Origin of the sequence: Parabacteroides sp. AF27-14, assembly GCF_003635425.1 — a bacterium.
Classification (GTDB): Bacteria; Bacteroidota; Bacteroidia; order Bacteroidales; family Tannerellaceae; genus Parabacteroides; species Parabacteroides distasonis.
The window spans coordinates 171,748-193,555 of the sequence record NZ_QTLZ01000003.1; the positions used below are offsets into that span (position 1 = coordinate 171,748).

19 protein-coding genes and 2 pseudogenes are annotated in these 21,808 nt (G+C 45.7%); 16 read left to right on the forward strand and 5 right to left on the reverse strand.

Annotated elements, in window-relative coordinates:
* Window positions 1-89: 89 nt before the first annotated feature.
* Together DWY79_RS04660 and DWY79_RS04665 are read right to left on the reverse strand one after the other, a co-directional pair.
* Complete coding sequence (locus DWY79_RS04660) at window positions 90-1,652, reverse strand: arylsulfatase (protein WP_005861155.1); 1,563 nt, start codon at window positions 1,650-1,652, stop codon at window positions 90-92.
* Window positions 1,652-3,199 carry an arylsulfatase gene (locus DWY79_RS04665; protein WP_022192541.1) on the reverse strand — a complete coding sequence of 516 codons (1,548 nt, stop codon included), beginning with the start codon at window positions 3,197-3,199 and terminating at the stop codon, window positions 1,652-1,654. Before DWY79_RS04665 ends, DWY79_RS04660 begins: the two co-directional genes overlap by 1 nt.
* A gap of 381 nt (window positions 3,200-3,580) precedes the next feature.
* Between DWY79_RS04665 and DWY79_RS04675 the strand changes: the two are divergent.
* The 14 genes and pseudogenes from DWY79_RS04675 to DWY79_RS04745 form a co-directional block, all read left to right on the forward strand.
* A pseudogene (locus DWY79_RS04675) lies at window positions 3,581-3,730 on the forward strand (AAA family ATPase); the annotation flags it as partial.
* Window positions 3,731-3,735: 5 nt separating this feature from the next.
* A pseudogene (locus DWY79_RS23355) lies at window positions 3,736-3,979 on the forward strand (HTH domain-containing protein); the annotation flags it as partial.
* 623 nt (window positions 3,980-4,602) lie between these two features.
* The gene (locus DWY79_RS04690) at window positions 4,603-4,872 is read left to right on the forward strand and encodes a hypothetical protein (RefSeq protein WP_005861164.1); all 270 of its coding nucleotides are present in this window, start codon (window positions 4,603-4,605) and stop codon (window positions 4,870-4,872) included.
* A 15-nt stretch (window positions 4,873-4,887) separates the two neighbouring features.
* The gene (locus DWY79_RS04695; RefSeq protein WP_048927927.1) at window positions 4,888-5,793 is read left to right on the forward strand and encodes a transcriptional regulator; all 906 of its coding nucleotides are present in this window, start codon (window positions 4,888-4,890) and stop codon (window positions 5,791-5,793) included.
* Between the two features lie 517 nt (window positions 5,794-6,310).
* Window positions 6,311-7,624, forward strand: coding sequence for a porin (locus DWY79_RS04700; RefSeq protein WP_005861166.1), 1,314 nt, complete (start codon window positions 6,311-6,313; stop codon window positions 7,622-7,624).
* A gap of 30 nt (window positions 7,625-7,654) precedes the next feature.
* Window positions 7,655-8,866, forward strand: coding sequence for an imelysin family protein (locus DWY79_RS04705; RefSeq protein ID WP_008778472.1), 1,212 nt, complete (start codon window positions 7,655-7,657; stop codon window positions 8,864-8,866).
* A 17-nt stretch (window positions 8,867-8,883) separates the two neighbouring features.
* Window positions 8,884-10,290, forward strand: coding sequence for a di-heme oxidoredictase family protein (locus DWY79_RS04710; RefSeq protein ID WP_122368935.1), 1,407 nt, complete (start codon window positions 8,884-8,886; stop codon window positions 10,288-10,290).
* Window positions 10,291-10,312: 22 nt separating this feature from the next.
* Entirely contained in the window at window positions 10,313-11,548 is a 1,236-nt protein-coding gene (locus DWY79_RS04715; RefSeq protein ID WP_122368936.1) for a porin, read from the forward strand.
* Between the two features lie 9 nt (window positions 11,549-11,557).
* Entirely contained in the window at window positions 11,558-12,265 is a 708-nt protein-coding gene (locus DWY79_RS04720; RefSeq protein WP_005866753.1) for a hypothetical protein, read from the forward strand.
* Between the two features lie 11 nt (window positions 12,266-12,276).
* The gene (locus tag DWY79_RS04725) at window positions 12,277-13,431 is read left to right on the forward strand and encodes a Rid family hydrolase (RefSeq protein ID WP_008778471.1); all 1,155 of its coding nucleotides are present in this window, start codon (window positions 12,277-12,279) and stop codon (window positions 13,429-13,431) included.
* An 82-nt stretch (window positions 13,432-13,513) separates the two neighbouring features.
* A complete protein-coding gene (locus DWY79_RS04730) occupies window positions 13,514-14,203 on the forward strand; it encodes a hemerythrin domain-containing protein (protein ID WP_010185248.1) in 690 nt (229 codons plus the stop codon).
* A gap of 10 nt (window positions 14,204-14,213) precedes the next feature.
* A complete protein-coding gene (locus DWY79_RS04735; RefSeq protein WP_005866756.1) occupies window positions 14,214-14,825 on the forward strand; it encodes a response regulator transcription factor in 612 nt (203 codons plus the stop codon).
* Window positions 14,826-14,996: 171 nt separating this feature from the next.
* Window positions 14,997-15,563, forward strand: a complete 567-nt coding sequence (locus DWY79_RS04740) for a DUF3575 domain-containing protein (RefSeq protein ID WP_005861186.1) — start codon at window positions 14,997-14,999, stop codon at window positions 15,561-15,563.
* Window positions 15,564-15,581: 18 nt separating this feature from the next.
* A complete protein-coding gene (locus DWY79_RS04745) occupies window positions 15,582-17,030 on the forward strand; it encodes a DUF3868 domain-containing protein (protein WP_005866758.1) in 1,449 nt (482 codons plus the stop codon).
* A gap of 60 nt (window positions 17,031-17,090) precedes the next feature.
* Here DWY79_RS04745 and DWY79_RS04750 read toward each other — a convergent pair whose 3' ends face one another.
* Window positions 17,091-18,161, reverse strand: coding sequence for a nitronate monooxygenase family protein (locus tag DWY79_RS04750; RefSeq protein WP_005861189.1), 1,071 nt, complete (start codon window positions 18,159-18,161; stop codon window positions 17,091-17,093).
* Between the two features lie 255 nt (window positions 18,162-18,416).
* Between DWY79_RS04750 and DWY79_RS04755 the strand changes: the two genes are divergently transcribed.
* Together DWY79_RS04755 and DWY79_RS04760 are read left to right on the forward strand one after the other, a co-directional pair.
* Entirely contained in the window at window positions 18,417-19,703 is a 1,287-nt protein-coding gene (locus DWY79_RS04755) for a hypothetical protein (RefSeq protein ID WP_008773889.1), read from the forward strand.
* 85 nt (window positions 19,704-19,788) lie between these two features.
* The gene (locus DWY79_RS04760) at window positions 19,789-20,607 is read left to right on the forward strand and encodes a PstS family phosphate ABC transporter substrate-binding protein (protein ID WP_122368937.1); all 819 of its coding nucleotides are present in this window, start codon (window positions 19,789-19,791) and stop codon (window positions 20,605-20,607) included.
* Between the two features lie 93 nt (window positions 20,608-20,700).
* Here DWY79_RS04760 and DWY79_RS04765 read toward each other — a convergent pair whose 3' ends face one another.
* Together DWY79_RS04765 and DWY79_RS04770 are read right to left on the reverse strand one after the other, a co-directional pair.
* On the reverse strand, window positions 20,701-21,480 hold the full coding sequence (locus DWY79_RS04765; protein ID WP_036615259.1) for a UDP-2,3-diacylglucosamine diphosphatase: 780 nt from the start codon (window positions 21,478-21,480) through the stop codon (window positions 20,701-20,703).
* Window positions 21,477-21,794, reverse strand: a complete 318-nt coding sequence (locus DWY79_RS04770; RefSeq protein ID WP_005861198.1) for a metal-sulfur cluster assembly factor — start codon at window positions 21,792-21,794, stop codon at window positions 21,477-21,479. Before DWY79_RS04770 ends, DWY79_RS04765 begins: the two co-directional genes overlap by 4 nt.
* Window positions 21,795-21,808: the final 14 nt, after the last annotated feature.

Consider the following 21,808-nt stretch of genomic DNA (forward strand, 5'->3'; position numbering starts at 1 on the left):
TCTAGTTTCTTGGGCAAAGATACATCCATTCCGCGATAAAAAAAAGGTAAAAAACGTAAGATACTGTAGGGACGAGGCTCGCTCGTCCCTTATTTCGGGAAATTGGGACTGTACAATAGGGTCGTATCGAGAGTCATCAATTTACCGTCTTTCACGAATGAGTCTCCTCGCTCGGACAGATGCTCTACCATCATCTTGCGTAATTCGGACAACTTATTCTGATAGGCTGCGTCCTCACTAAGGTTATGTGTCTCTCCCGGGTCTTCCCGTAAATCGAACAACTGCTCGCTTCCGTTGTGGAAATTCCAGATATACTTAATCTTCCCATCGGTAAGGGCTGCCCAGTAATTATCGTCGCTATAGCAAGTGGCATGCTCCATGTCTATATAGGGGCGCCATTGTTCCTGCTGGCCTTGGATCAGCTTGAGTAAAGACCGCCCGTCCATATCGGGAGGAACCGACCCGCCGGCGATATCGATAAAGGTAGGCAAGAAGTCTCTCAGTTCTACAGGTTGTTCTATGCTGCTTCCGTCCGGTATGGATTTGGATATACCGGCGGGCCATTTTACGATATAAGGAATATGGGCCGAACCCTCGTACGGATAGGTTTTCCGCCAATGATAATGATCGCCCAACATATCGCCATGATCCGCCGTGAAACAAATCAGGGCATTGTCGTACATACCTTTGTCTTTTAGGGTCTGGATGATTTGCCCTACTTGATCGTCGATAAAGGTGATATTGGCGTAATAATGGCGACGGGAGTTTATGGCATACGCATCCCCGAAATTACCGAATGGGGCATCCGATGCTCCTTGGAGAGGATCTTTCGGCTCGGCGTATTGTCCGCACCAATCTCCTATATGGGGTTTCGGGATATCCGCGTCCTTATACATATCCAGATAACGTTGAGGCGGATCATAAGGACTATGCGGGCGGGCGAATGATACCTTGAGGAATAAGGGCTTGTCGTTGTCGTAGTTCCGGATCAACTCGCAAGCGGTCTGTCCGGTCCAAGCCGTAGGATGAAGTCGTTCGTCTAACTTATAGACACCGGCGGCATGGTCGTTCCAGCCGATACCCGTAAGATCCGGGTCTTTGCCGGGTGCCTGCAATTGAAACCATTCCCGGTAATCGCTGATGAAATCGGGACTTTCCACCCGGCCACTCTCGTCGATCAAGGTCGCGTGGAATCCGTGAAGCGCTTTCTGCGGAAACCAATGCATCTTACCGATCCCGAAGGTATAATACCCCAGATTCCGCATCATCTGAGGCATCTCGTAACGATACTTCAAGGCCATGCGTCCGTATCCCAGCATACCATGATGCCAAGGAGACATCCCGGTCAATAAACCGGCCCGTCCCGGAGTACTACTTGGAGCGGAGGAATATCCGCTCACGAACAACGAGCCTTCTTGCGCCAGCCGGTCGATATTCGGTGAGATCACCGCCTTGTTTCCCATGCAGCCGAGGGCGTCGCCCCGTTGTTGATCGGTCATGATCAAGATGATATGCGGCTTACCGCTCTTTACGGGCATGGCGGGAGAGACGGCGGTCTCTGCCTCTTTCCCGCTTTTGCTATGCGTCATCCCCGGAAGTGTCGCACCCAGACCGATTCCGAGGGATGATTTAATGAAGTTTCTTCTTTCCATTATTTAGCCTTGATTGTGTGATCCCGAACTCCTTTTAAGATTCCCTGCAATTGGAAAACGATCTCCGGATGTTGCAAGGCCTTGTTTCCTTCCTCGTAGACCTTCGTCATGTCGTATAACTGAGGCTCGGGGGAATATCCGGTCTCAATCTTCTCATATTCCATGATAGCGGAACCTACACTCGGCTCGATATATTTCCAATCTTTCGTACGGACGGAAAGTGCCTTATTAAGCGCTTGCTCGATTACCCACGGGCGGTCTTCCTTGCTTTTCCCGATCCAAGTATCCAGATAATCATAGCTATCCGGCGCGCTTCCTTCCGGAAGACGGGAATTCGTCAGTGAGGCAAGGGAGGCGAACCAGTCGATCTGGCTCACTAGCGCATCTGATACGGCGGCTTGCTTGATCTCCTTTGGCCAATGTACGATAGCCGGGATACGGGTTCCCCCTTCGAAGGCACTGTATTTATTACCTCTAAGCGGTCCGGCGGGTTTATGATCGCCTAGTAGCTCCACGGCCCGGTCCGCGTAACCATCATCTACGACAGGTCCGTTATCGCTTGACAAGATGATCAAGGTGTTTTCCGTCAATCCCATCTCATCCAATGTTTTCATCAATTGGCCTACGCTCCAGTCGAATTGCTCGATAGCGTCGCCCCTCACGCCCATCGGGTTCTTTCCCCGGAAACGGTCGTGCGGGAAGCGGGGTACATGCACGTCGTTCGTGGCGAAATACATGAAGAAAGGCTTCTCTTTATTCTCCTTGATAAAATCGATGGCGTGTGTCACGATAGAATCGGCGATATTCTCGTCTTTCCAAAGCGCCTTGCCGCCACCTTTCATGTAACCGATACGGCTGATTCCGTTTACGATGGATTGGTCGTGCCCGAAACTAGGCTTCTGGTTGTATAATAATTCCGGATTATCTTTTCCGGTCGGCTCTCCGGGAAAGTTCTGCTGGTAACTGACATAGATCGGGGCGTCCGGATCGTAGTTCGCCACCTGCCCGTTCTCGATGAATACGCAGGGGACGCGGTCTGCCGTCGCCGCCATGATATAGGAATAATCAAATCCCAGATCGCCAAGGGCGGTGGGGAGTGGGGCGTTCCAGTCTTGCTCTCCCGCTTTGTCTCCTAGGCCAAGATGCCATTTGCCGATAGCGGCCGTGGCGTATCCCGCGTTCTTGAACATATCGGCTATCGTATAACGCTCCGGTCGTATGATCATTCCGGCGTTTCCCGCGGCGATGTCCGTTCCCGGGCGGCGCCATGCGTACTCTCCGGTTAGCATGGAATATCGGGAGGGCGTACTGGTAGAGGCGGTCGCGTGAGCGTTGGTGAAGCGGATACCGTTCTTGGCGAGCCGGTTGATATTCGGGGTTTTCACTTGCGTGCCGTCGTAGCATTCCAAGTCTCCATATCCCAAGTCATCCGCATAGATGAACAATACGTTTGGCGTTCTAGGTGTAATGTCTTGTCTCTGTTGGGCTTTTGCGATACCGGCTGTAAGAAGCGAGGCACCGATCCCTACGATAAGTGTTGATTTCATGTTGTTTATTATTTAGATGTTCTTGTTGTGTATCTGCGATTTCTTATTCATGGCATGTTCTATGGACATTAATTGAATTATATACAAAAATAACCAAATTATTTCAGAATAAGGGTAACCACACCAAAATATCTATGAGATGGAGCTTAGGAAGAAATGCTTTTTGGCTCTGGTTAAAAGGGGGGCTTATCGTATATTTTCATGTACGCTCTTGCTCCTTATCGAATGATGCTGTAAAAAGTCGTACGTGTTTCCCGAAAAACATGTACGACTTTTTACAGAAACACGTACGTGTTTTTCAAAAATCACAATCGTGTTTTTAAGGTGTTGATATTAAACAATTTATATATTTGTGCCATTTGTATACCTTATTGTATATTATATTACCAAGACGGAACACGCACTGCCTATACAAGAGTGGGTAATGAAAGTGTAGAATGTAATTCTCAACAACTTCTTTCATTGATATTGAAGGGTATGCACATGACATGGGATTCACTTCCTACCCAAGTGGATGCCAGCAAACATTCTTGTAAATGAAGAAAAGTTCGGAGAGTGAGTTCGGAGACACTGCGGATAAGCCTAAAAATATAGGTAGAACAGCACAGAAGATCATCGACCTTGTCATTTCCGACCTTTCTATGTCAGCCGAAGCTATGGCTTATAAAATTAGGTATAAGTTCCCGTGCTGTAGAAAAACAAATCGCAAAATTGCGTTCTATGGGTATATTGTCTCGTGAAGGCGCAGACTTTGGTGGTTATTGGCGTATTATTTTAAGTTACCATTTTGAGGGGATGAGACGCAGCACGCTGCGTCTCTACAACTGGAGACAAAATTGGGCGAAAAAAGTAAGTTAGCTTGCTTTGGAAGTGAGGTATTGGAGTTTGAAAATCAAATAAAATATTATACATTTGCATGACTGGATAAGTCAAAGCGAATAATTGGTATCAAACAATGATAAACTAAAAAACATATGGATTATCTTAGGTTGAAATATTATTAATACGTATATTTGCGACAAGAAAAGGCTTTTTAATTAAGAGCCTCGTGTTGCGTGTGATATTTGTGCTGTAGGACGAAAATCGGCTAATTTTCTTAAATCTCCCTATGCACGAAGAAGGCCCCGCAACCCTTTACTGGATATACGTGTTATCTATGCTAATATAGTATGGATATATTTTGTATACAGATAAAGGGGGCGTGTGGCTGACTTTATTGGGAGTTGGGTCTTAGCCGAACCTTCGTCTACATAAATGTTCAGTCCTCGCCCTTCCTTTATTTTATAAGAAAGGACCACTACTTAACAAAAGCCATATAGCGCTCGTCTTTACGAAGGACATCTTTTCTAAAACATGTCCGGATCTTGTAAATCTAATAATTAATCATGTAAAGTGAATGGCTTATGGACGCTTGTAATATTGATGAGATCCAGAATCTCTTTATTTACTACTCCGCTTGTTTCAGCAAGTATTTTCCAGAGTTAGGGTTTTATTGTAATGAGAGGGAATTCCAGATACATGGTATCGTGCGGAGATATAGTGACATTACGGGAGTGTCCCATGATGGCTCTTATTTCTTAATTGAGATGCGAAAAGAATACCTGATCTACTTACCGTTATTGGTCGGTTCCAAATTCCGCATTTTAACTAAACAAAAACAACTTTATTCGTAATACAATCTTATGCTTATGCCAGAACTCATATCCATAGAAGAAGCCGCCCGTATTACCGGTTTCCCGTACGAGGAGATTGAAGATTGGGTAAAATCCCGAAAGATAACCTCTTTCCATACGAGAACCGGTACACGTATGGTAGATCCTGAGAACCTACGTGATTTCATTGCCCATATCGAACATCTAGGGATTCAAAAACTATACTTGCAACTGGTCATTCAAGACAAGGAGGAGGAAGCCGACGAGATTATCGCCCAGTACGACGATTACCTTTTCTGCCTACGATCCTTAAAGAACATCTCTCCCCTACTTAAACAAATCATCGCCGAACTATCCACATTTATAGATGATAAGCAAGATCGGTATATATTCACGGAAATAACCTCTGGGGCAAAAATACTGGACGTAGCCAAACGCTGCGATATATCTTACGATAGGATGTGCTACCGATATAAGAACATAGTACTCCGCTTGCAGGAAAACACCGGATTCTTAGCCGAATATAAGAAAACGATCAGCTGTCAAGACCTAGAGATAGAGCGCCTGCGACTTGAGAAGCGAAACATGGAATATGAGCTGAGAACGCTCTATAAAGCAGTCCTCAAAAGTGGCTTGAGTCTCGATGCTCCGAAATCATCGTTCGATATCCCCACGGATGCGGCCAAACGGATCTCCCTACCGGTCACAAGCCTAACCCTGTCTCCCTACATCCGTAAATGCCTCCAAAAATTGGAACTGGAGACTATGGAGGACCTATTGCGCTACGCTAGGAAGAAAGGGCTCGATTCTTTGTTGAAGATTTCGGGATTCGGCCCTCTCGGTTTAGACCAGTTAAAATTTCAGCTGGAAAAGCATAAGATCATGAATAAGGCCGGAGACTCGGATCTCTATCAATACATCATCAATGAACCGGATAGCTGAACACAAAAAGAGCCTCTCTTCACAGGGAGGCCCTTTTTATGTGATGCCGGAAATAACCAATAAAAACTTCCCGACACTACGGTGTTAATCATCTTATATGCTTACATAAAATTAGCAGAAGGCTTTGGTTTGCGATATACTAATAGTGTTACATTCTTTTTGACATTGCAAAGATACGTCGGCCTATAAGGGTGCGCAATACCTATATATATGTAAAAAAGGAGAGCTCATACCTATTAATTGTTATATATCTTTTCATGGAGATCGATTTTTAGAACTAATGATCTTCTCGCTTGTAATAACTAACGCTTACCTCTGAAATAATACAAAACCGTATTTTCCAAAATTAACTATCAAGTTGTCTTGCGGGTCAATAATGGGGCCTATTGGGTGTGACGTCCTGAAAATATTCTTCCGGGATACCTATGAGTAGGTAATTAGGGTCTCATTTTACCTACTTCGGGCGATTGTAGCAAATTCTCAGCCCCTGTAATTTTGCCAAAAATTATAAAACGCAATGAGAACGTTAACAAATTTATTAGCGATTGGATTACTTTCCTTTACCGCTCTACATGCTCAAGAGAGTAATATGAGCTCTACCGTAAAGGCATCGGAGATGTATGCCGACGGTTTTTCTAAATTCCGTTTTGGAGGATATGGTGAGATGGCTGCCAGTTATATGGATTATGATTGGAATTGGGTGACACCTCAAGGTACATCACATATGAATCGGGCTACTGTCTCTATCCCTCGTTTTATTTTAGCTTTTGATTATAAGTTCTCTCCCAAATGGGTACTGAGTTCCGAGATTGAGTTTGAGTATGGAGGAACAGGCGCCGCACGGGAAGTGGAGTGGTACGAGGAGAATGGAGAATATGAGACCGAGATCGAGAAAGGTGGCGAGGTCGCCTTGGAGCAGTTCCATATCTCTTATCTGATGAACAAGCATTTAAACTTCCGTTTTGGACATATGATCGTACCGGTAGGCTTGACCAACGCACATCATGAACCCTTGAACTTTTTCGGTGTATATCGTCCGGAAGGAGAGACTACCATATTACCTTCTACTTGGCATGAGACGGGTGTGGCTCTATTTGGTGATTTAGGAAATTTCGATTACGAGTTACAAGTCGTTTCCGGTCTGGACCCACAAGGTTTCCGTATGGAGAACTGGGTTGGCAAAGGTACGCAAGGCGCTTTCGAGGAAACTCAATTTACGCATCCTGCCTTTGTGGCTCGTGTCAACTATAATGGAGTGAAGAAATTTAAAGGCTTACGTGTGGGCGCTTCTTTTTATTATAACCAACCCTCTAAGAATAGTAGCAAACCGCTGCGTAACCAAGGTGAGAAATATCCGCTTACTATCGTGACGGCGGACGCTCAATATAAAAGTCCGAACAATAATTTGATCGCCAGAGGTAATATCGTTTACGGCCATCTGGGCAACAGCAACGCTTTGACAAAGGTAAACAATAACTCATCTTCAGCTTCCGGATATCCTAATTCAACCGTGGCGGAGACCGCTGTCAGTTATGCGGCTGAGGTTGGCTATAATGTAGGTTCCTTCTTTAGTCGGAAAGCCCCTAGAATTTATCCTTTCGTTCGCTACGAATATTATAATCCGATGCAATCCGTGGAGAAAGGCAGTAATAAACTGGCGGATAGACGTCTTCAAAAGAGCGTGATTACGGCTGGCCTTAACTATTACGCATTGCCTAATCTGGTCGTAAAGGCGGATTATGCGCACCGTATTGTAGGTAAGGGTGATTATAATAGCCAGAATATGGTTTCTGTCGGTATCGCTTATATCGGCTGGTTCTTATCAAGATAATAGACTATTAACAAATATATATGTAAGAATATGAAAAAAGTACTTTTATTACCCATGATGTTGATGGGTGTGGCTTTGAGCTTCACTTCTTGTGGAGACAACGATGATCCGGGCAAGGACCCCGATGTTGTAACTTATGACTTTAAGAATCTTCCTGCGGATTCGGGTGCAAAACCAACAGAAGATCAGATGAGTGCGGTTGTCGCTACTTTCGTTGATGAGGTAGCTTTGCCTACCTATAAGGACATGTTGACAAAGATGACCGCCTATAAAAATGCGGTAGACAAGTTCATCGCGTCTGGTTCTAAGAATGATTTAGCGGATGCCTGCGACGCTTGGCGTGCGGTTCGTGTACCTTGGGAACAAAGTGAGGCATTCTTGTTCGGTGTGGCGGATTTGGCACAGCTCGACCCGAGCTTGGATAGCTGGCCTTTGGATAAGAACGGTATAGAGGAGATTATAGCTACAGGAGAATTCAGCAAGATTTCAGGAGCTGTAGACGAAGATGCGGAAGATGGTCCTCAAAATTTACGTGGATTCCATACGGCGGAAAAGATGTTATTCTTAGACGGCGAGCCTCGTGATCTGGAAACAAGCCCGTTCGCAAAGAATGAATTGGAGTATTTGAAGTTAGTGTCCGAACGTATGTTATCTGATACTCAAGACTTATACAATGGTTGGTTGAAAGGCTTAGGAACTTCGGATGTTCCTTCTTCTTATGCGGAGGCTATGAAGAAACATGACGGTTCTGCCTATTCCATTGGTAATGTGTATCAGGCGATTGAGCTTATGCTGAATGGAAATAATGGTATGGCTGGAATCTCCAATGAAGTAGGTTCCGCTAAGATAACTGACCCGGTGACCGCATGGAATGGAAGTAATAAAGACGCTACTGACCCGAATAACCCCGGTGTCTTGGCTGTAGAGTCTTGGTATAGCTGGAATTCCTTGGACGACTATAAGAACAATATCGTAAGTATCAAGAACGCTTATTTCGGCGGTCGTGATTTGGATGAGAAATCCGCTTCCGAGAGTAGCTTGCATGCGTTGACTAAAATGATTAATCCTACGTTGGATAGTTTGATGGTAGTTCAAATTGATAAGACAATCGACGCTATCAATGCGATCGGCTATCCTTTCCGTAACAATCTAGGGGATACGGAGCATATCAATACAGCTACAGAAGCTTGCGCTGATTTAACGACAGGTTTGGGCGTTGTTAAGTCTAAGTTCACGAACTAATCGGACAAGCCGATACGATGAAACGAAGATTACTTCTATTATTCGCTTTATCCGGTAGTCTGCTGTGTAGTTGCGAATCCGAGGACTTGGAAAATTGGCAGGTTAAGAAACCCAATGGGCAGGTAGCTTCCGAGAAGGAATTGTCCGCGGGTATCTCAACCATTTTCTCCAATGCCCCGGATGCGTACGATACGCAGGCAAACTGGGTTACGGGCGAATTAGAGACGCGATTTAATCGTGGTGATGGATTGTACGACGATGCTCGCGGTGTTGAGAATGTGGATGGTGGAGGACTAGGGCCGCTTTATGCCGGATATTCTTGCGGTTCCTGTCATAAAAGTACCGGGCGGACCCGTCCGGCTATAGCCGATGGAGGTTCCGGCCCCGGCTTCTCATCCATGCTTATTTATATATCACGTAAAAGTGGCGGCTATTTTCAAGATTACGGCCGGGTACTACATGATCAAGCGATATACGGAACGAAACCGGAGGGAAGGGTTAAGATTACTACTACTTCCCAAAAATATACGTTCCCCGATGGGGAGGAATATGAGTTGGTCACCCCTCATTATGAGATAAAGGAATGGTATGCTGATAGTATCCCGATGTCGGATTTACGGATTTCCGTACGTCAACCCTTACGGCATGTCGGAATGGGGCAGATGATGGCGCTCGACTTGGATATGCTAAAGCAGATCGCTGCTAAAAGCAATTATCCGGAATATGGTATTAGTGGACGTATAAACTATGTGACGGAAAAGGGAAAGAAGCAGATCGGTATCTCTGGTAATAAGGCGAATCATGCCGACTTAACGGTGGAATTGGGATTCTCTTCCGACCTCGGTGTAACGAACGATCGTTTCCCGCATGAGGTAGGAGAAGGACAGAGTAATATGATGGGTTTTGCCATGACCGGGGCGCAGGTCTCTACGGAAGATATGGAAGATGTGGATTTATACCTCCAGACCTTGGGGGTACCCGCCCGTCGGAATGTGGATGATCCTACGGTTCTTCAAGGAGAGCAACTTTTCTATCAAGCGAAATGTCATTTATGCCATGTGACTTCCTTGAAGACACGCCCTCGCGGATCTGTCCTTTTGAATAATACGGAATTGCCTCAATTAGGTAATCAGGTGATCCATCCTTATTCGGACTTTTTATTGCATGATATGGGGGTTGAGCTAGGGGATGATTATCCCAGTGGCTTGGCCTACGGTAATGAATGGAGGACTACCCCGTTATGGGGATTGGGATTACAAGAGGTCGTAAACGGCCATACCTATTATTTACATGATGGCCGTGCCCGGAACCTGACGGAGGCTATTATGTGGCATGGTGGGGAAGGGGCTGCGTCGCGTACCCTATTCTCTCGCATGACAAAAGACGAGCGGGCCGCTTTGATTAAATTCCTACAAAGTTTATGAATAAATAACGCATAGAATCGAAATGAAAAAAATATATAGGACGTTGCTTGTGGTGCTTCTATCAGCGGGTGCTTTCTCCGTGAAAGCTCAAGATACAAAGAAAGAGATGGATGATAAATATGTAGAGAACGATGTGGTTTCACTAGCGGGAAAGAAGGGCTTTTCCTTTTCTACCAAGGCTGGTGACTTTTTGTTTAAGCCCTATGCGTTGGTACAGGCAAGCGCTTGCTACAACCGGTATGACGACCAAGGGCTGGAAAGCCATTATGCCAAGAGCGTAGCGAACTCTGGTTTCGCGATCCCTAACGCTATTCTCGGTTTTACGGGTAAGGCTTTTGGACGGGTTACTTTCAATTTATCGCTGAATGCCGCTAAGAGTGGAGGGGCCTTATTGCAACAGGCTTGGTTCGACGTAGCGATCAAGGAATCGTTTCGTATCCGTGTCGGTAAGTTCAAGACACCGTTTATGCATGGCTATTTAAGTACTTTGGGGGAGACGTTGTTTCCGGTACTGCCTTATTCCGCTTCCCAATCCGTATTGCTTCCTTACGACGTGAATTATGTTATACCGAATATGTCCACGGGATTCGACTTGGGTGTACAGGTACATGGTTTGATCCATGATAAATGGAATTATCAAGTCGGTATTTTTAATGGTACGGGTATCGACGTGAATTTGGCGACTAAGACAAACTGCGATGATCATAAATGGTTGCCTTCGCTGTTATATGCGGGTCGTCTGGCCTTTATGCCGAAGGGGGAGATGCCAACGTCTCAAGGCTCGCCGGAGAATCTGAACGACGATAAGATGTCTATCGCCGTATCTGCCTCTTATAATGCGGAGGCTGAGTTCTTGACCAGTAGCGACACCCGTGTGGGCGTTGAGTTCGCATGGATCAAGAACCGCTGGTATGTAGCAGCCGAAGGTTATTATATGAATATGCATTTTACCAAGATCATGCAAAAGCCGGATAAGAATTTCTGGGGAGCTTACGCTCAATTGGGCTATTTCATCACTCCGAAATTACAGGGTGCTTTGCGATATGATTTCTATGATCGAAACGCTACGGATGAGGGTGGTTTGTTAAATATGCCCGCCGCTGGTTTGAATTATTATTTCTTTAATAATAATTTGAAACTACAGGTTATGTATCAATATTTAGGTCGTAGCGGTCATGCTACGCAGAATGACCGGGATGAGGACGCTATTGGATTGGCTCGTCACTCCGCTACGGCTATGTTGCAGTTCACGTTCTAATCTTTGGGTATGAAACTATATAGTCTATATATAATGTATGCCTTATTCCTGTTATTCGGGCTGGGTTGTGATGAGGGTAAGATTTATCCGGATGAGACGGTTGATTCCGGGCGAACCGCTACCGTGTCACTTTCTTTCACTGGCCTGAAAGCTTGGCCGAAGGAGAATATGCTCTCGTTATGCGCTTTTGGCGAGGATAAGTCGAAACCTTTGCAAACCCAGCGTATCAGTAAGCCGGCGGAAGACGGCAAAAGACTAAAACTCCGATTGAATAATGTCACTCCGGATACGAGGAGTATAGAGGTCGCTGTGATTAGTAGGGGATTGCGGTTGGTTTACTCCTATTATACGTCTCCGGTGGATGATTCGGACGAACCGCTTGATTTGTCTGTGGGCGAATTGGATTTAGCGAGCTTCAAACGTGTACAAGCGCAGGTGTTCGACTTGAATTGCCTGTCTTGTCATGGCGGGGGATCGGGATTGGCCGGTCAGCTGGATCTTAGGGACGATGTAGCCTATAAATCCTTAGTGAATGTCAAGGCGCCCCTTTCGGAAGAGGGTAAGAACTACGTGACCCCGGGTGATATAAACGATAGTTTCTTGCTGGATATATTGGAGGATAATCCGGTACATAAGGATATGTTCAATAGTTCCGGGAAACAGGAGGTCCTTGCTTTGATCCAAGGTTGGATCTTAGGAGGGGCATTGGATAATTGATAAGAAAGAAAATGATGAATTATACGAGAAAAATAGATACGGATAAAGCGGTAGAGGTTCAGATCTCTTCATTCACGGGCAAAGGTGGAACAACGGAATATCAGGTGATGGTATCGATTACAGACCCTTGTTTGTCTTTCGTGGAGCAATTGCAAAACCTTTTGCGGGTTTATGTGACTGTCGTGAAGGAAGAGCTATCGAATGACGCTACCGCCGTTTTCCGCCGTTATTTTTTAAGTGACGCGGCTAATCAGACGGATAGCGTGATGGAGTGGGAGTGCGAGAGCGCCTTTTGTCCGCTCTCTATCGTGCAGCAACCGCCTTTGAATGGAACAAAGATCGCTATGTGGACTTATTTGCAAACGGGCATGTCGGTACAAACGTACGATTCCGGTTTACTGGAAGCGTCGCATAACGGTTATAGGCACCTCTGGGGGGGAGGTGCCTTCAATAAGGCGGCCAATTCGGAATACCAGATCCGGCTTTTATTGAATGACTATGTGATGCAATTGATGGGGCAGCGTTGTACGTTGGCCTCTCATTGTGTCCGTACTTGGTTCTTTGTGCAAAACGTAGACGTGAATTACGCCGGTGTGGTGAAAGCCCGGAAAGAAGTTTTTATCACGCAGAATCTTACGGAGAAGACGCATTATATCGCTAGTACGGGTATCGAGGGACGTCATGCCGATCCCTCGGTGTTGGTACAGATGGACAGTTATGCGGTGGATGGGTTGGAGCCGGGACAGATTCAGTTCCTTTACGCTCCCACGCACTTGAATCCTACTTATGAATATGGAGTAACCTTCGAGCGGGGTACGGCTGTTACGTATGGGGATCGTAAACAGGTCTTCATCTCGGGTACGGCGAGTATAGATAACCGGGGAGAGATTGTCTATCCGGGCGATATCGTAAAACAAACCGAGCGGATGATGGAAAATATCAGCGTGTTGCTGAAAGAGGCGGACGCTACTACTCGTGATATTACGCAGGCGATCACCTATTTGAGAGATATGGCTGATTATGCGGTGGTTAAGAAGTATTTTGAGGCGCATTACCCGGATTTGCCACATTTGATAGTCTTGGCCCCCGTTTGCCGTCCCGGATGGTTGATAGAGACTGAGTGTATAGCGGTCGTGCCGACGGAGTCGTCCTTTAAGCCTTTGTGAAATAATAATAAATGTACGAGATATGGAAGAAAAAGGAGTATATTTGGCTATTCAAACACCAAGACAAGTTAGAAAGAAGCCTATGTATAAAAATGGAATGTACCGGGAAACCGATAAAATGAGTGATCTGATCTGCGAGAACTATCCGATGGTTTTAGTCATGAGCCGTTTTGGTATAGCGCTCGGGTTCGGAGAGAAGAATATCGGGGAGGTTTGCCGGCAGAATGGGGTGGATGCTTGTACTTTCCTGACGGTCGTGAATTTCTTGGTCGAGGAAGTGAATACGCCTGTCGAGAATATCAGCAAATGCCTGTCGATCGAGAACTTGATCCGCTATTTGCATAATGCCCATGATTACTTCTTGAACTTCCGCTTGCCACATATCCGTCGTAAATTGGTAGACGCTATATCCGGGTGCCCGGAGGATGTCGCTTTTGTGATCACGAAGTTTTTCGATGAGTATGCGGAGGAGGTAAATAAACATATGTCTTATGAGGAACGTGCTGTTTTCCCTTATGTCCGTAATTTGTTGGAAGGAAAGAGAGATCCGAAATACAATATTACGATCTTCCGCAAGCGTCATGATCAGATCGAGATGAAGATCACGGAGTTGAAAAATATCCTGATCAAATACTATCCGGGAGCGGGTACGAATATGCTGAATAGTGTCTTGTTCGATATTTTTGCCACGGAGGAAGACTTGGCTTCACATACCCGTGTGGAGGATTATTTGTTTGTACCGGCCATATTGGCTTTGGAAAAACAATTATAAGCATGAATCGATGAGTACAAATCTAAAGATTGCGATAGCCGAACCTTCTGTTATCATAAGGAGCGGACTGGAGAACCTGTTGAAACGGTTACCGGGTTTCCGTATCCAGATGGTGGAGATTCATTCGGTGGAATCTCTTTTCGACTCGCTTCGTATGCACAAACCGGATGTGTTGATCGTGAATCCGGCTTTGCCCGGCTATTTCACGTTGCAGCATTTGAAGGAGGAAAGCGGCTGTGCCGAGATGAAATGTATCGCTTTATTATATTCTGTCTCAGACAGTGTGTTATTGCGTTCTTATGATGAACAAATTAACATATACGATAGCGCTGATGAGATCAAGCACAAATTGGAACGGTTGAACGCCGAGGTACTTCCGGATGACGAGCCGGAAGGGGATGACGAGCAACAATCGTTAAGCTCGAGGGAAAAAGAGATCGTAGTCTGCGTCGTGAAGGGAATGACAAACCGGGAGATAGCGGATCGTTTGTTTCTTTCTACGCATACGGTCATCACCCACCGCCGTAATATCGCTCGGAAACTTCAAATTCATAGTGCTAGCGGTCTTACGATCTATGCGATTGTCAATAAGCTGGTCGAATTAGGCGACATCAAGCAGTAATCGTATATTTATAAGTAAGTTAAAGGGAATGTGGATAAGCGATAAAAGCGCCTTCCGCATTCCCTTTACTATTAATATAATTAAATTTAATGATCATATCTTATTAACGCTTATCGAAAACTAAAACCCGTTTATTCCTGTTTCTTCTTCAAATCATTAAGCTTATAAGAAATGAAGAAAGCATTTTTACTTGGATTAGCATTGTTATTTTCCTTATCTATGAGCGCACAGCATTTCGCGTTGAAGAACAATCTTCTCTACGATGCGACTACGACTCCGAACTTAGGATTCGAGGTGGGCTTAAGCAAAAAGGTTACATTGGATGTCTCGGCGGGATATAATCCTTTCAAGTTCAATGACGGTAAGAAACTGAAGCATTGGCTTGTCATGCCGGAAGTGCGTTATTGGACTTGCGAGAAATTCAACGGTACGTTTATTGGCGTGCATGCGTTGGGCGGACAGTATAATATCGCTGGGATTAAATTACCCTTTGGCATATTCCCTAATTTGAAGGACCATCGTTATGATGGTTATTTGTACGGTGGCGGACTTACGTTGGGACATCAATGGATACTGAATAAGCGTTGGAGTATAGAAGCCGCTATCGGCGCCGGTTATGCCCGTGTACATTATGATAAGTATAATTGCGGGGAATGTGGCTCCAAGATCGAGACCAAGAACTCGAACTATTGGGGTGTAACGAAAGCGGCCCTTTCTATCATTTATTTTATCCACTAAAAAACGATCTAGAGAGATATGAGACATTTATTGAGTATATGTATCGCTTTATTGTTCCTCGGAGGTGTGAGCCTACAGGCACAGAACGGTGTGCGAGGAACTGTTAGTTTCGAGAATGTAAGCGCAAAGAAGGACGGAAGCCAGCTTATGATGAATTTTACGACCAATCTGAGCAATCTGCGTTTGAAATCCCAAGAGATGGTCATCCTGACACCGGTATTGCAATCGGTGGATAAATCGCAGTCTTACCAGTTTAACCCGATCGTGATTACCGGGCGGGCACGTATGAAGGCGTTGAACCGTGAGTTGGGTTTCGATAGTTATGAATTTCCCCAAACTCCTAGCTTGATTATCCGTCAGACGAAGAAGGGGCCGGAATTGATTCCGGTGGAATTGTCCGTACCCTATGCGGGATGGATGCGAAACGCTACCTTGATGGTGGATGAGAATACCACGGGATGCGCTTCTTGTGAGGTCTCAAATGACATCTATGGGGTGATGAGCCGTGTATTGCCTCCGTTAGCTCCTCCCGTTTATGAGCTTAGCTATGTTACTCCTCCGGTAGAGCCTGTGAAACAACGGAGCGAGACGCATTCCGCTTATTTAAACTTTGAGGTAGGCAAGTCCGTATTGTTACGTGATTTCAAGGATAACGCTACCGTGCTGAATGAGGTGAATAAGATTGTAACGGAAGTCCGTAACGATAAGAATCTTAGCTTTACCGAATTTAAGGTTACCGGATACGCTTCCCCGGAAGGTGGCTACGATTATAATATGAGATTGTCCGAGAGCCGTGCCAAGGCTTTTGTCGCTTACATGAAAGATAAGGAGAAGATGGACCCTTCCTTGATGAAAGTAAATTGGATGGGTGAGGATTGGATCGGATTGCGTCAAGAGGTTACGAAATCGGATTTGGCGAATAAGAAGGAGATTCTGGAGATCTTGGATATTCAAGATATAAACAAGCGCAAGGCTAAACTACATGCCTTGAACGGAGGTCGGACGTATAAGATATTATTGGATAAATACTATCCTCCTTTAAGACGTATTGATTATACCTTGGCTTATATCGCACGTCCGTTCGACGTGAACGAGGCCAAGCAAGTGATCAAGACGAAACCTCAATATTTAAGTTTGAATGAGATGTTCTTGGTAGCCAATTCTTATGATAAAGGTAGCGATCAGTTCAAGGAGGTATTCGATATCGCCGTTCGTCTTTATCCGACCGACCCGATCGCTCAATTAAATACGGCGGCCCTTGAGATTGAGACTGGTGCTTACGATCCGGCCATCAGTCGTTTGCAAGGTATTAATTTGCCGGAAGCATGGAATAACCTAGGTGTCGCTTATGCGATGAAGAAGGATTATACGACCGCTATGCAATATTTCGATCAAGCTGCCCAAGCCGGCGTGCAAGATGCCGCTGCGAACCGGGATGAGCTGGCTGCTTGGTTAGCCGAGCAATAATGGAGATACTTACCTTCGAATATAAAAAAAAGCCCCCGTTCCCGGAGGCTTTTTTTGTGCTTATAATTTCGCTTTCCATTCATTCATCAACTCGGTAATGGTTTCTCGTACCGAAGTGATCTTATTCGCTCGCCAAGCGTTACTGCCGGCGAAAGCGTATCCATTCTCGAAATTCCCTTTGAAGGCGTTGTATAAGGCGGTGACGATACAATACGGGCTGCGTGATATATCGCACGTCTTGATACAGTTGAAGGGACAAGCTTTCGGTTGCTTGATTCCCGCCTTTACTTTCTCAAGGAAACTGCAATGGATGGCTCGTCCGGGCATGCCGACGGGACTTTTGATGATCTCTATGTCCTTCTCCTCGGCCTGTATATAGGTCTGTTTGAAGGCTTCCGAGGCATCGCATTCCGTGGTGGTAACGAACCGGGTTCCTAACTGAACGCCTGATGCTCCAAGGTCTATCATGCGTTTGATATCTTCACCCGTATAAATGCCTCCTGCCGCGATTACCGGGATCTTTTTGTCGTATTTCTGCTCGAAATGAGAGACTTCCTCTACGACTTGAGGTAATAATTCTTCCAATGAGAAATGCTGGTCTTCCAACTGGTTTTCCTTATATCCCAGATGTCCACCCGCTTTCGGGCCTTCTAGTACCACCGCATCCGGAAGATAATCATAGTTATTCTTCCATTTCTCGCAGATGATACGTACGGCACGTGCGCTGGAAACGATGGGAACCAGCTTGGTGACGCTATCTTTCTTGAGGAAAGAAGGCAAGTCCAAAGGCAGTCCAGCACCGCTGAAAATGATGTCTACCTTTTCCGCTATACTGGTCTTCACCAGTTCAGCGAAGTCGGAAAGAGCTACCATTACGTTTACGCCGATGATACCTTTCGCTTTTTCCCGGGCCTTGCGGATCTCTTCCGCTAACCCGAGATTCCCAGCTTCCGTATAATTGCTGGGTGACAATTTCTTATATAAAAGTCCGAGACCGGCTGCGGAGATAACGCCGATCCCACCTTCATTTGCGACGGCCGAGGCTAAGCCGGAAAGAGAGATGCCTACGCCCATTCCACCTTGGATGATTGGAATACGAGCCTTTAGGTCTCCGATTGTTAATGTCTTCATTAAAAAAATAAATATAGTGTTTCAATAATCGAGGCAAAGGTAGCACAATATCCCAATAAATGTGCGAAATGGACCAGAATTATCGCGCAAATATTCTAGTCATGTGCAATGTATGGAACGAACCGATTATTTTATGTAAATTCGTCCCTGAATAATTAGGCAAGACGTCTGTAACAGGATTGTAATGTATGTGAAACGGGTGTGAAACAGGAGCGTTGTAACTTTGCGACGCAAATATAGTTTTTATAGTTAGGAATGAAATTAGGAAAAGTTATAGCGCTCATGTTAGTGCTGCTTCCATTCAGTATGGGAGCGCAGGAGGTGGATCAGTCGGTGGAAAAACGTATCGATTCCTTGGCTACGGAAGTGACTACCTTGGATAAGGTAGTCCAGAAGCTAAGCAAATTCAAGGTTTCCGCTTATATCCAAGGACAATACCAATATGGACAGGAGGACGCTACCTTGAAGGTGGGCGATAAGAACGAGAACTTGGATAAAGGGTTTAACCGGATCGGTATCCGCCGGGGCCGTATGAAGTTCGAGTACAATGATGGGATCGGAACAGGTGCTGTCCAGATCGAGGTGAATGATAAGGGAGTAAGTTTCCGTGATCTGTATATCGGTATCAAGGACCCTTGGACGAAGCGTAGCCAGTTGATGGCTGGTGTGTTCAACCGTCCTTTCGGTTATGAGGTCTGTTATTCCACGAGTTCTCTCGAATCTCCGGAGAGAGCGACTATTATCCAGTATTTCTTCCCGGATGAGCGTGACTTGGGAGCGATGCTTACCTTACGTACCAAGACTACCAGCCCATTGAGTTTCTTGCGATTGGATGCCGGTCTGTTTGCCGGAAACAGTATCAACCGGGAGACGGATAGCCGGAAAGATTTCATCGGGCGTCTGGGTGCCGAGAAGGCGATAGGCGACTGGGGAAAATGGGGAGCCGGTTTCTCCTATTACCATGGTTTTGTCTACAACCCGACTACCGAGGCGTATGAGATGCGTGGCAATCATTTCGTTAAGAGGGATATGGGAGAGACGGGTACTTATATGAAGCGCCAGTATTTAGGTTTGGATGGACAGTTTAGTTTTCTTTCATCTTTAGGAAAGACCACTCTCCGTGCGGAAGGTTTGATCGGTACTCAACCCGGTATCGCCGGGAGCAGTAAAAGCCCGAACTACAGTACCCGACCGGAGAATTTGCCGGAAAATTCTTTGTTTAAGCGCCCTTTCCTTGGTTACTTCTTTTATTTGGTACAGGATATAGGCGCCTCTCCTTTCTCCGCCGTATTGAAATATGACGTTTACGATCCGAATACGAAGGTGAGTGGAAATGAGGTAGGGGCGGAAAATAGCTTCACCTCAAAAACCGACTTGGCTCAAAGCACGATAGGTATCGGCGGTATCTATAATTTCAATAAACATATCCGTCTACAAGCTTACTACGAGTTTAACTTCAATGAGAAAAGTAACCTCGTGAAGGGCTACGAGAACGACCGGAAGGATAATGTATTGACAGTCCGTCTTCAATATAAGTTTTAATTCATAGGATTGTAATATCTGTTTCATCCCATTGAAATACCGAAGTATTTATTTTGTATCGTAAATAAAAGATAAATACAAAGTAATGAAGAAGACGATTTTATTAGCTGCCATGGCAGCGTGTTTGTTTGCTACGAATGTGTTTGCCCAGAAGATAAAGGGTAGCGATACTTGTTTGCCTCTTACCCAGACTGAAGCCGAGAATTTCATGAATAAGGACAAAGCCGCTAAGATCACGGTGACGGGTGGTGGCTCCGGCGTGGGTATCTCCGCTTTGATGGAAGGCACTACGGATATAGCGATGGCTTCCCGTAAGATGAAATTCGACGAGCGCATGAAGTTGCAAGAAGCCGGAAAGAAAACGAAAGAGGAGGTGATCGCCTACGACGCTCTGGCTGTTGTCGTGCATCCTTCCAACAAGGTATCCAATCTGACCCGGGAGCAATTGGAAGGCATTTTTACCGGCAAGATCAAGAATTGGAAAGAAGTGGGTGGTGCGGATATGAAGATCGTGGCCTATTCCCGCGAGACTTCTTCCGGAACCTACGAGTTCTTCAAGGAGAGCGTGTTGAAAAATAAGAACTATATGAACGGTATCTTGAGCATGCCGGCTACAGGTGCCATTATCCAAAGCGTAAGCCAGACGAAAGGAGCCATTGGCTATGTAGGTCTTGCTTATTTGAATAAAGAAGTGAAGCCGATCCATGTATCGTATGATGCCGGAAAATCCTACGTGGAGCCTTCGTTGGAGAACGCAAGGAATAAGACCTATCCGGTTGTCCGTCCGTTGTTCTACTACTATGAGACGAAGAATGCCTCAAAGGTGCGACCGTTCATCGATTATGTGATGTCTGCCGAAGGACAAGCGACGGTGAAGAAGGTTGGTTATATCCCGGTAAAGTAAGCGGAGAATCCGGACAGCGTTGTATGAGCACATCATACAACGCTGTCTAAGGTGCTTCGACAGTACTGTCTAAGGTGTTAAGACAACGCTGTCTTATGTGTTGGGATAAGATTGTCCGTCCGTCTCTTCCAGAAACTGATCCATATACAGATTCTCGCCATCCCATACGATATAAGAGAAGAATTGCATCCAATCCCCGGCTATGAGAATACGGGAGGTACGGCTTAACATCAAGTCCAACATGATGTGGCGATGGCCGAAAATGAAGAAGTTTATATCGGGATGCGTCTTTAGATATTCCTTGGCGAAAACAACCATATATTCAGCGTCTTCCCCTTGATACTTTTTAGCCTCTTGCTTTTCCAGTCCGCTCTTCCGGCTGTTGAGCGACCAACCTAAAGCGAACCCGAACGTCCAGCGGGGGTGTATTCCCGCATATAACCATTGGCAGAACTTGTTCCGGAAAATAGCCCTGATCAGACGGAATGCCTTACTCCGGAAATCTACCTCATCGCCATGCCCGAGGAAGAAACGTTTCCCTAATAAATCGACTGTCAAGGTATCCCGATGGATGATGGCGCCTATCTCTTTCGGCAAGTAGTCGAACATCCAGATGTCATGGTTACCGATAAAGATATGTATTTCTATGCCTCTGTCCGCTAACTCGGCCAATTTCCCCAGAAAACGTACGTGACCTTTCGGTACGACGTATTTGTATTCGTACCAATAATCGAACATATCCCCCAGAAACCAAATGGCGGAAGCGTCTTCCTTGATGCTATCCAGCCAACGTACCAGTTTCTTCTCGATGGCTAAAGGGTCCTTGTGGAAACGGGCTCCCAGATGTGCGTCTGAGGCGAAATATATTTTCATAGAAAACCTAATTCCAGTTTAGCCTCCTCCGTCATCATGTCCTTGTCCCATTCCGGCTCGAAGACGAGGTTTACCTCTACATTGTTCACCCCATCGACCGCTTCTACCTTCATACGGACATCTTCCAATATGAAATCGGCCGCCGGACAGTTCGGGGCGGTGAGGGTCATATCGATGCGTACATTTTTTTCCTCATCGATATCTACCTTATATATAAGCCCAAGATCGTATACGTTTACGGGTATTTCCGGGTCGTATACCGTCTTCAGCATAGCGACGATCGCTTCTTCTGTTTGGAGAAATTCGTTGTTCATCTTCTTTTGTTTTA

Coding starts and splice junctions, on each gene's coding strand:
- DWY79_RS04715 (WP_122368936.1), top strand. CDS start 10,313: ATGAAAAAAATATATAGGACGTTGCTTGTGGTGCTTCTATCAGCGGGT.
- DWY79_RS04730 (WP_010185248.1), top strand. CDS start 13,514: ATGTATAAAAATGGAATGTACCGGGAAACCGATAAAATGAGTGATCTG.
- DWY79_RS04720 (WP_005866753.1), top strand. CDS start 11,558: ATGAAACTATATAGTCTATATATAATGTATGCCTTATTCCTGTTATTC.
- DWY79_RS04695 (WP_048927927.1), top strand. CDS start 4,888: ATGCCAGAACTCATATCCATAGAAGAAGCCGCCCGTATTACCGGTTTC.
- DWY79_RS04765 (WP_036615259.1), bottom strand. CDS start 21,480: ATGAAAATATATTTCGCCTCAGACGCACATCTGGGAGCCCGTTTCCAC.
- DWY79_RS04700 (WP_005861166.1), top strand. CDS start 6,311: ATGAGAACGTTAACAAATTTATTAGCGATTGGATTACTTTCCTTTACC.
- DWY79_RS04690 (WP_005861164.1), top strand. CDS start 4,603: ATGGACGCTTGTAATATTGATGAGATCCAGAATCTCTTTATTTACTAC.
- DWY79_RS04750 (WP_005861189.1), bottom strand. CDS start 18,161: ATGAAGACATTAACAATCGGAGACCTAAAGGCTCGTATTCCAATCATC.
- DWY79_RS04705 (WP_008778472.1), top strand. CDS start 7,655: ATGAAAAAAGTACTTTTATTACCCATGATGTTGATGGGTGTGGCTTTG.
- DWY79_RS04660 (WP_005861155.1), bottom strand. CDS start 1,652: ATGGAAAGAAGAAACTTCATTAAATCATCCCTCGGAATCGGTCTGGGT.
- DWY79_RS04770 (WP_005861198.1), bottom strand. CDS start 21,794: ATGAACAACGAATTTCTCCAAACAGAAGAAGCGATCGTCGCTATGCTG.
- DWY79_RS04710 (WP_122368935.1), top strand. CDS start 8,884: ATGAAACGAAGATTACTTCTATTATTCGCTTTATCCGGTAGTCTGCTG.
- DWY79_RS04760 (WP_122368937.1), top strand. CDS start 19,789: ATGAAGAAGACGATTTTATTAGCTGCCATGGCAGCGTGTTTGTTTGCT.
- DWY79_RS04725 (WP_008778471.1), top strand. CDS start 12,277: ATGATGAATTATACGAGAAAAATAGATACGGATAAAGCGGTAGAGGTT.
- DWY79_RS04665 (WP_022192541.1), bottom strand. CDS start 3,199: ATGAAATCAACACTTATCGTAGGGATCGGTGCCTCGCTTCTTACAGCC.
- DWY79_RS04740 (WP_005861186.1), top strand. CDS start 14,997: ATGAAGAAAGCATTTTTACTTGGATTAGCATTGTTATTTTCCTTATCT.
- DWY79_RS04745 (WP_005866758.1), top strand. CDS start 15,582: ATGAGACATTTATTGAGTATATGTATCGCTTTATTGTTCCTCGGAGGT.
- DWY79_RS04735 (WP_005866756.1), top strand. CDS start 14,214: ATGAGTACAAATCTAAAGATTGCGATAGCCGAACCTTCTGTTATCATA.
- DWY79_RS04755 (WP_008773889.1), top strand. CDS start 18,417: ATGAAATTAGGAAAAGTTATAGCGCTCATGTTAGTGCTGCTTCCATTC.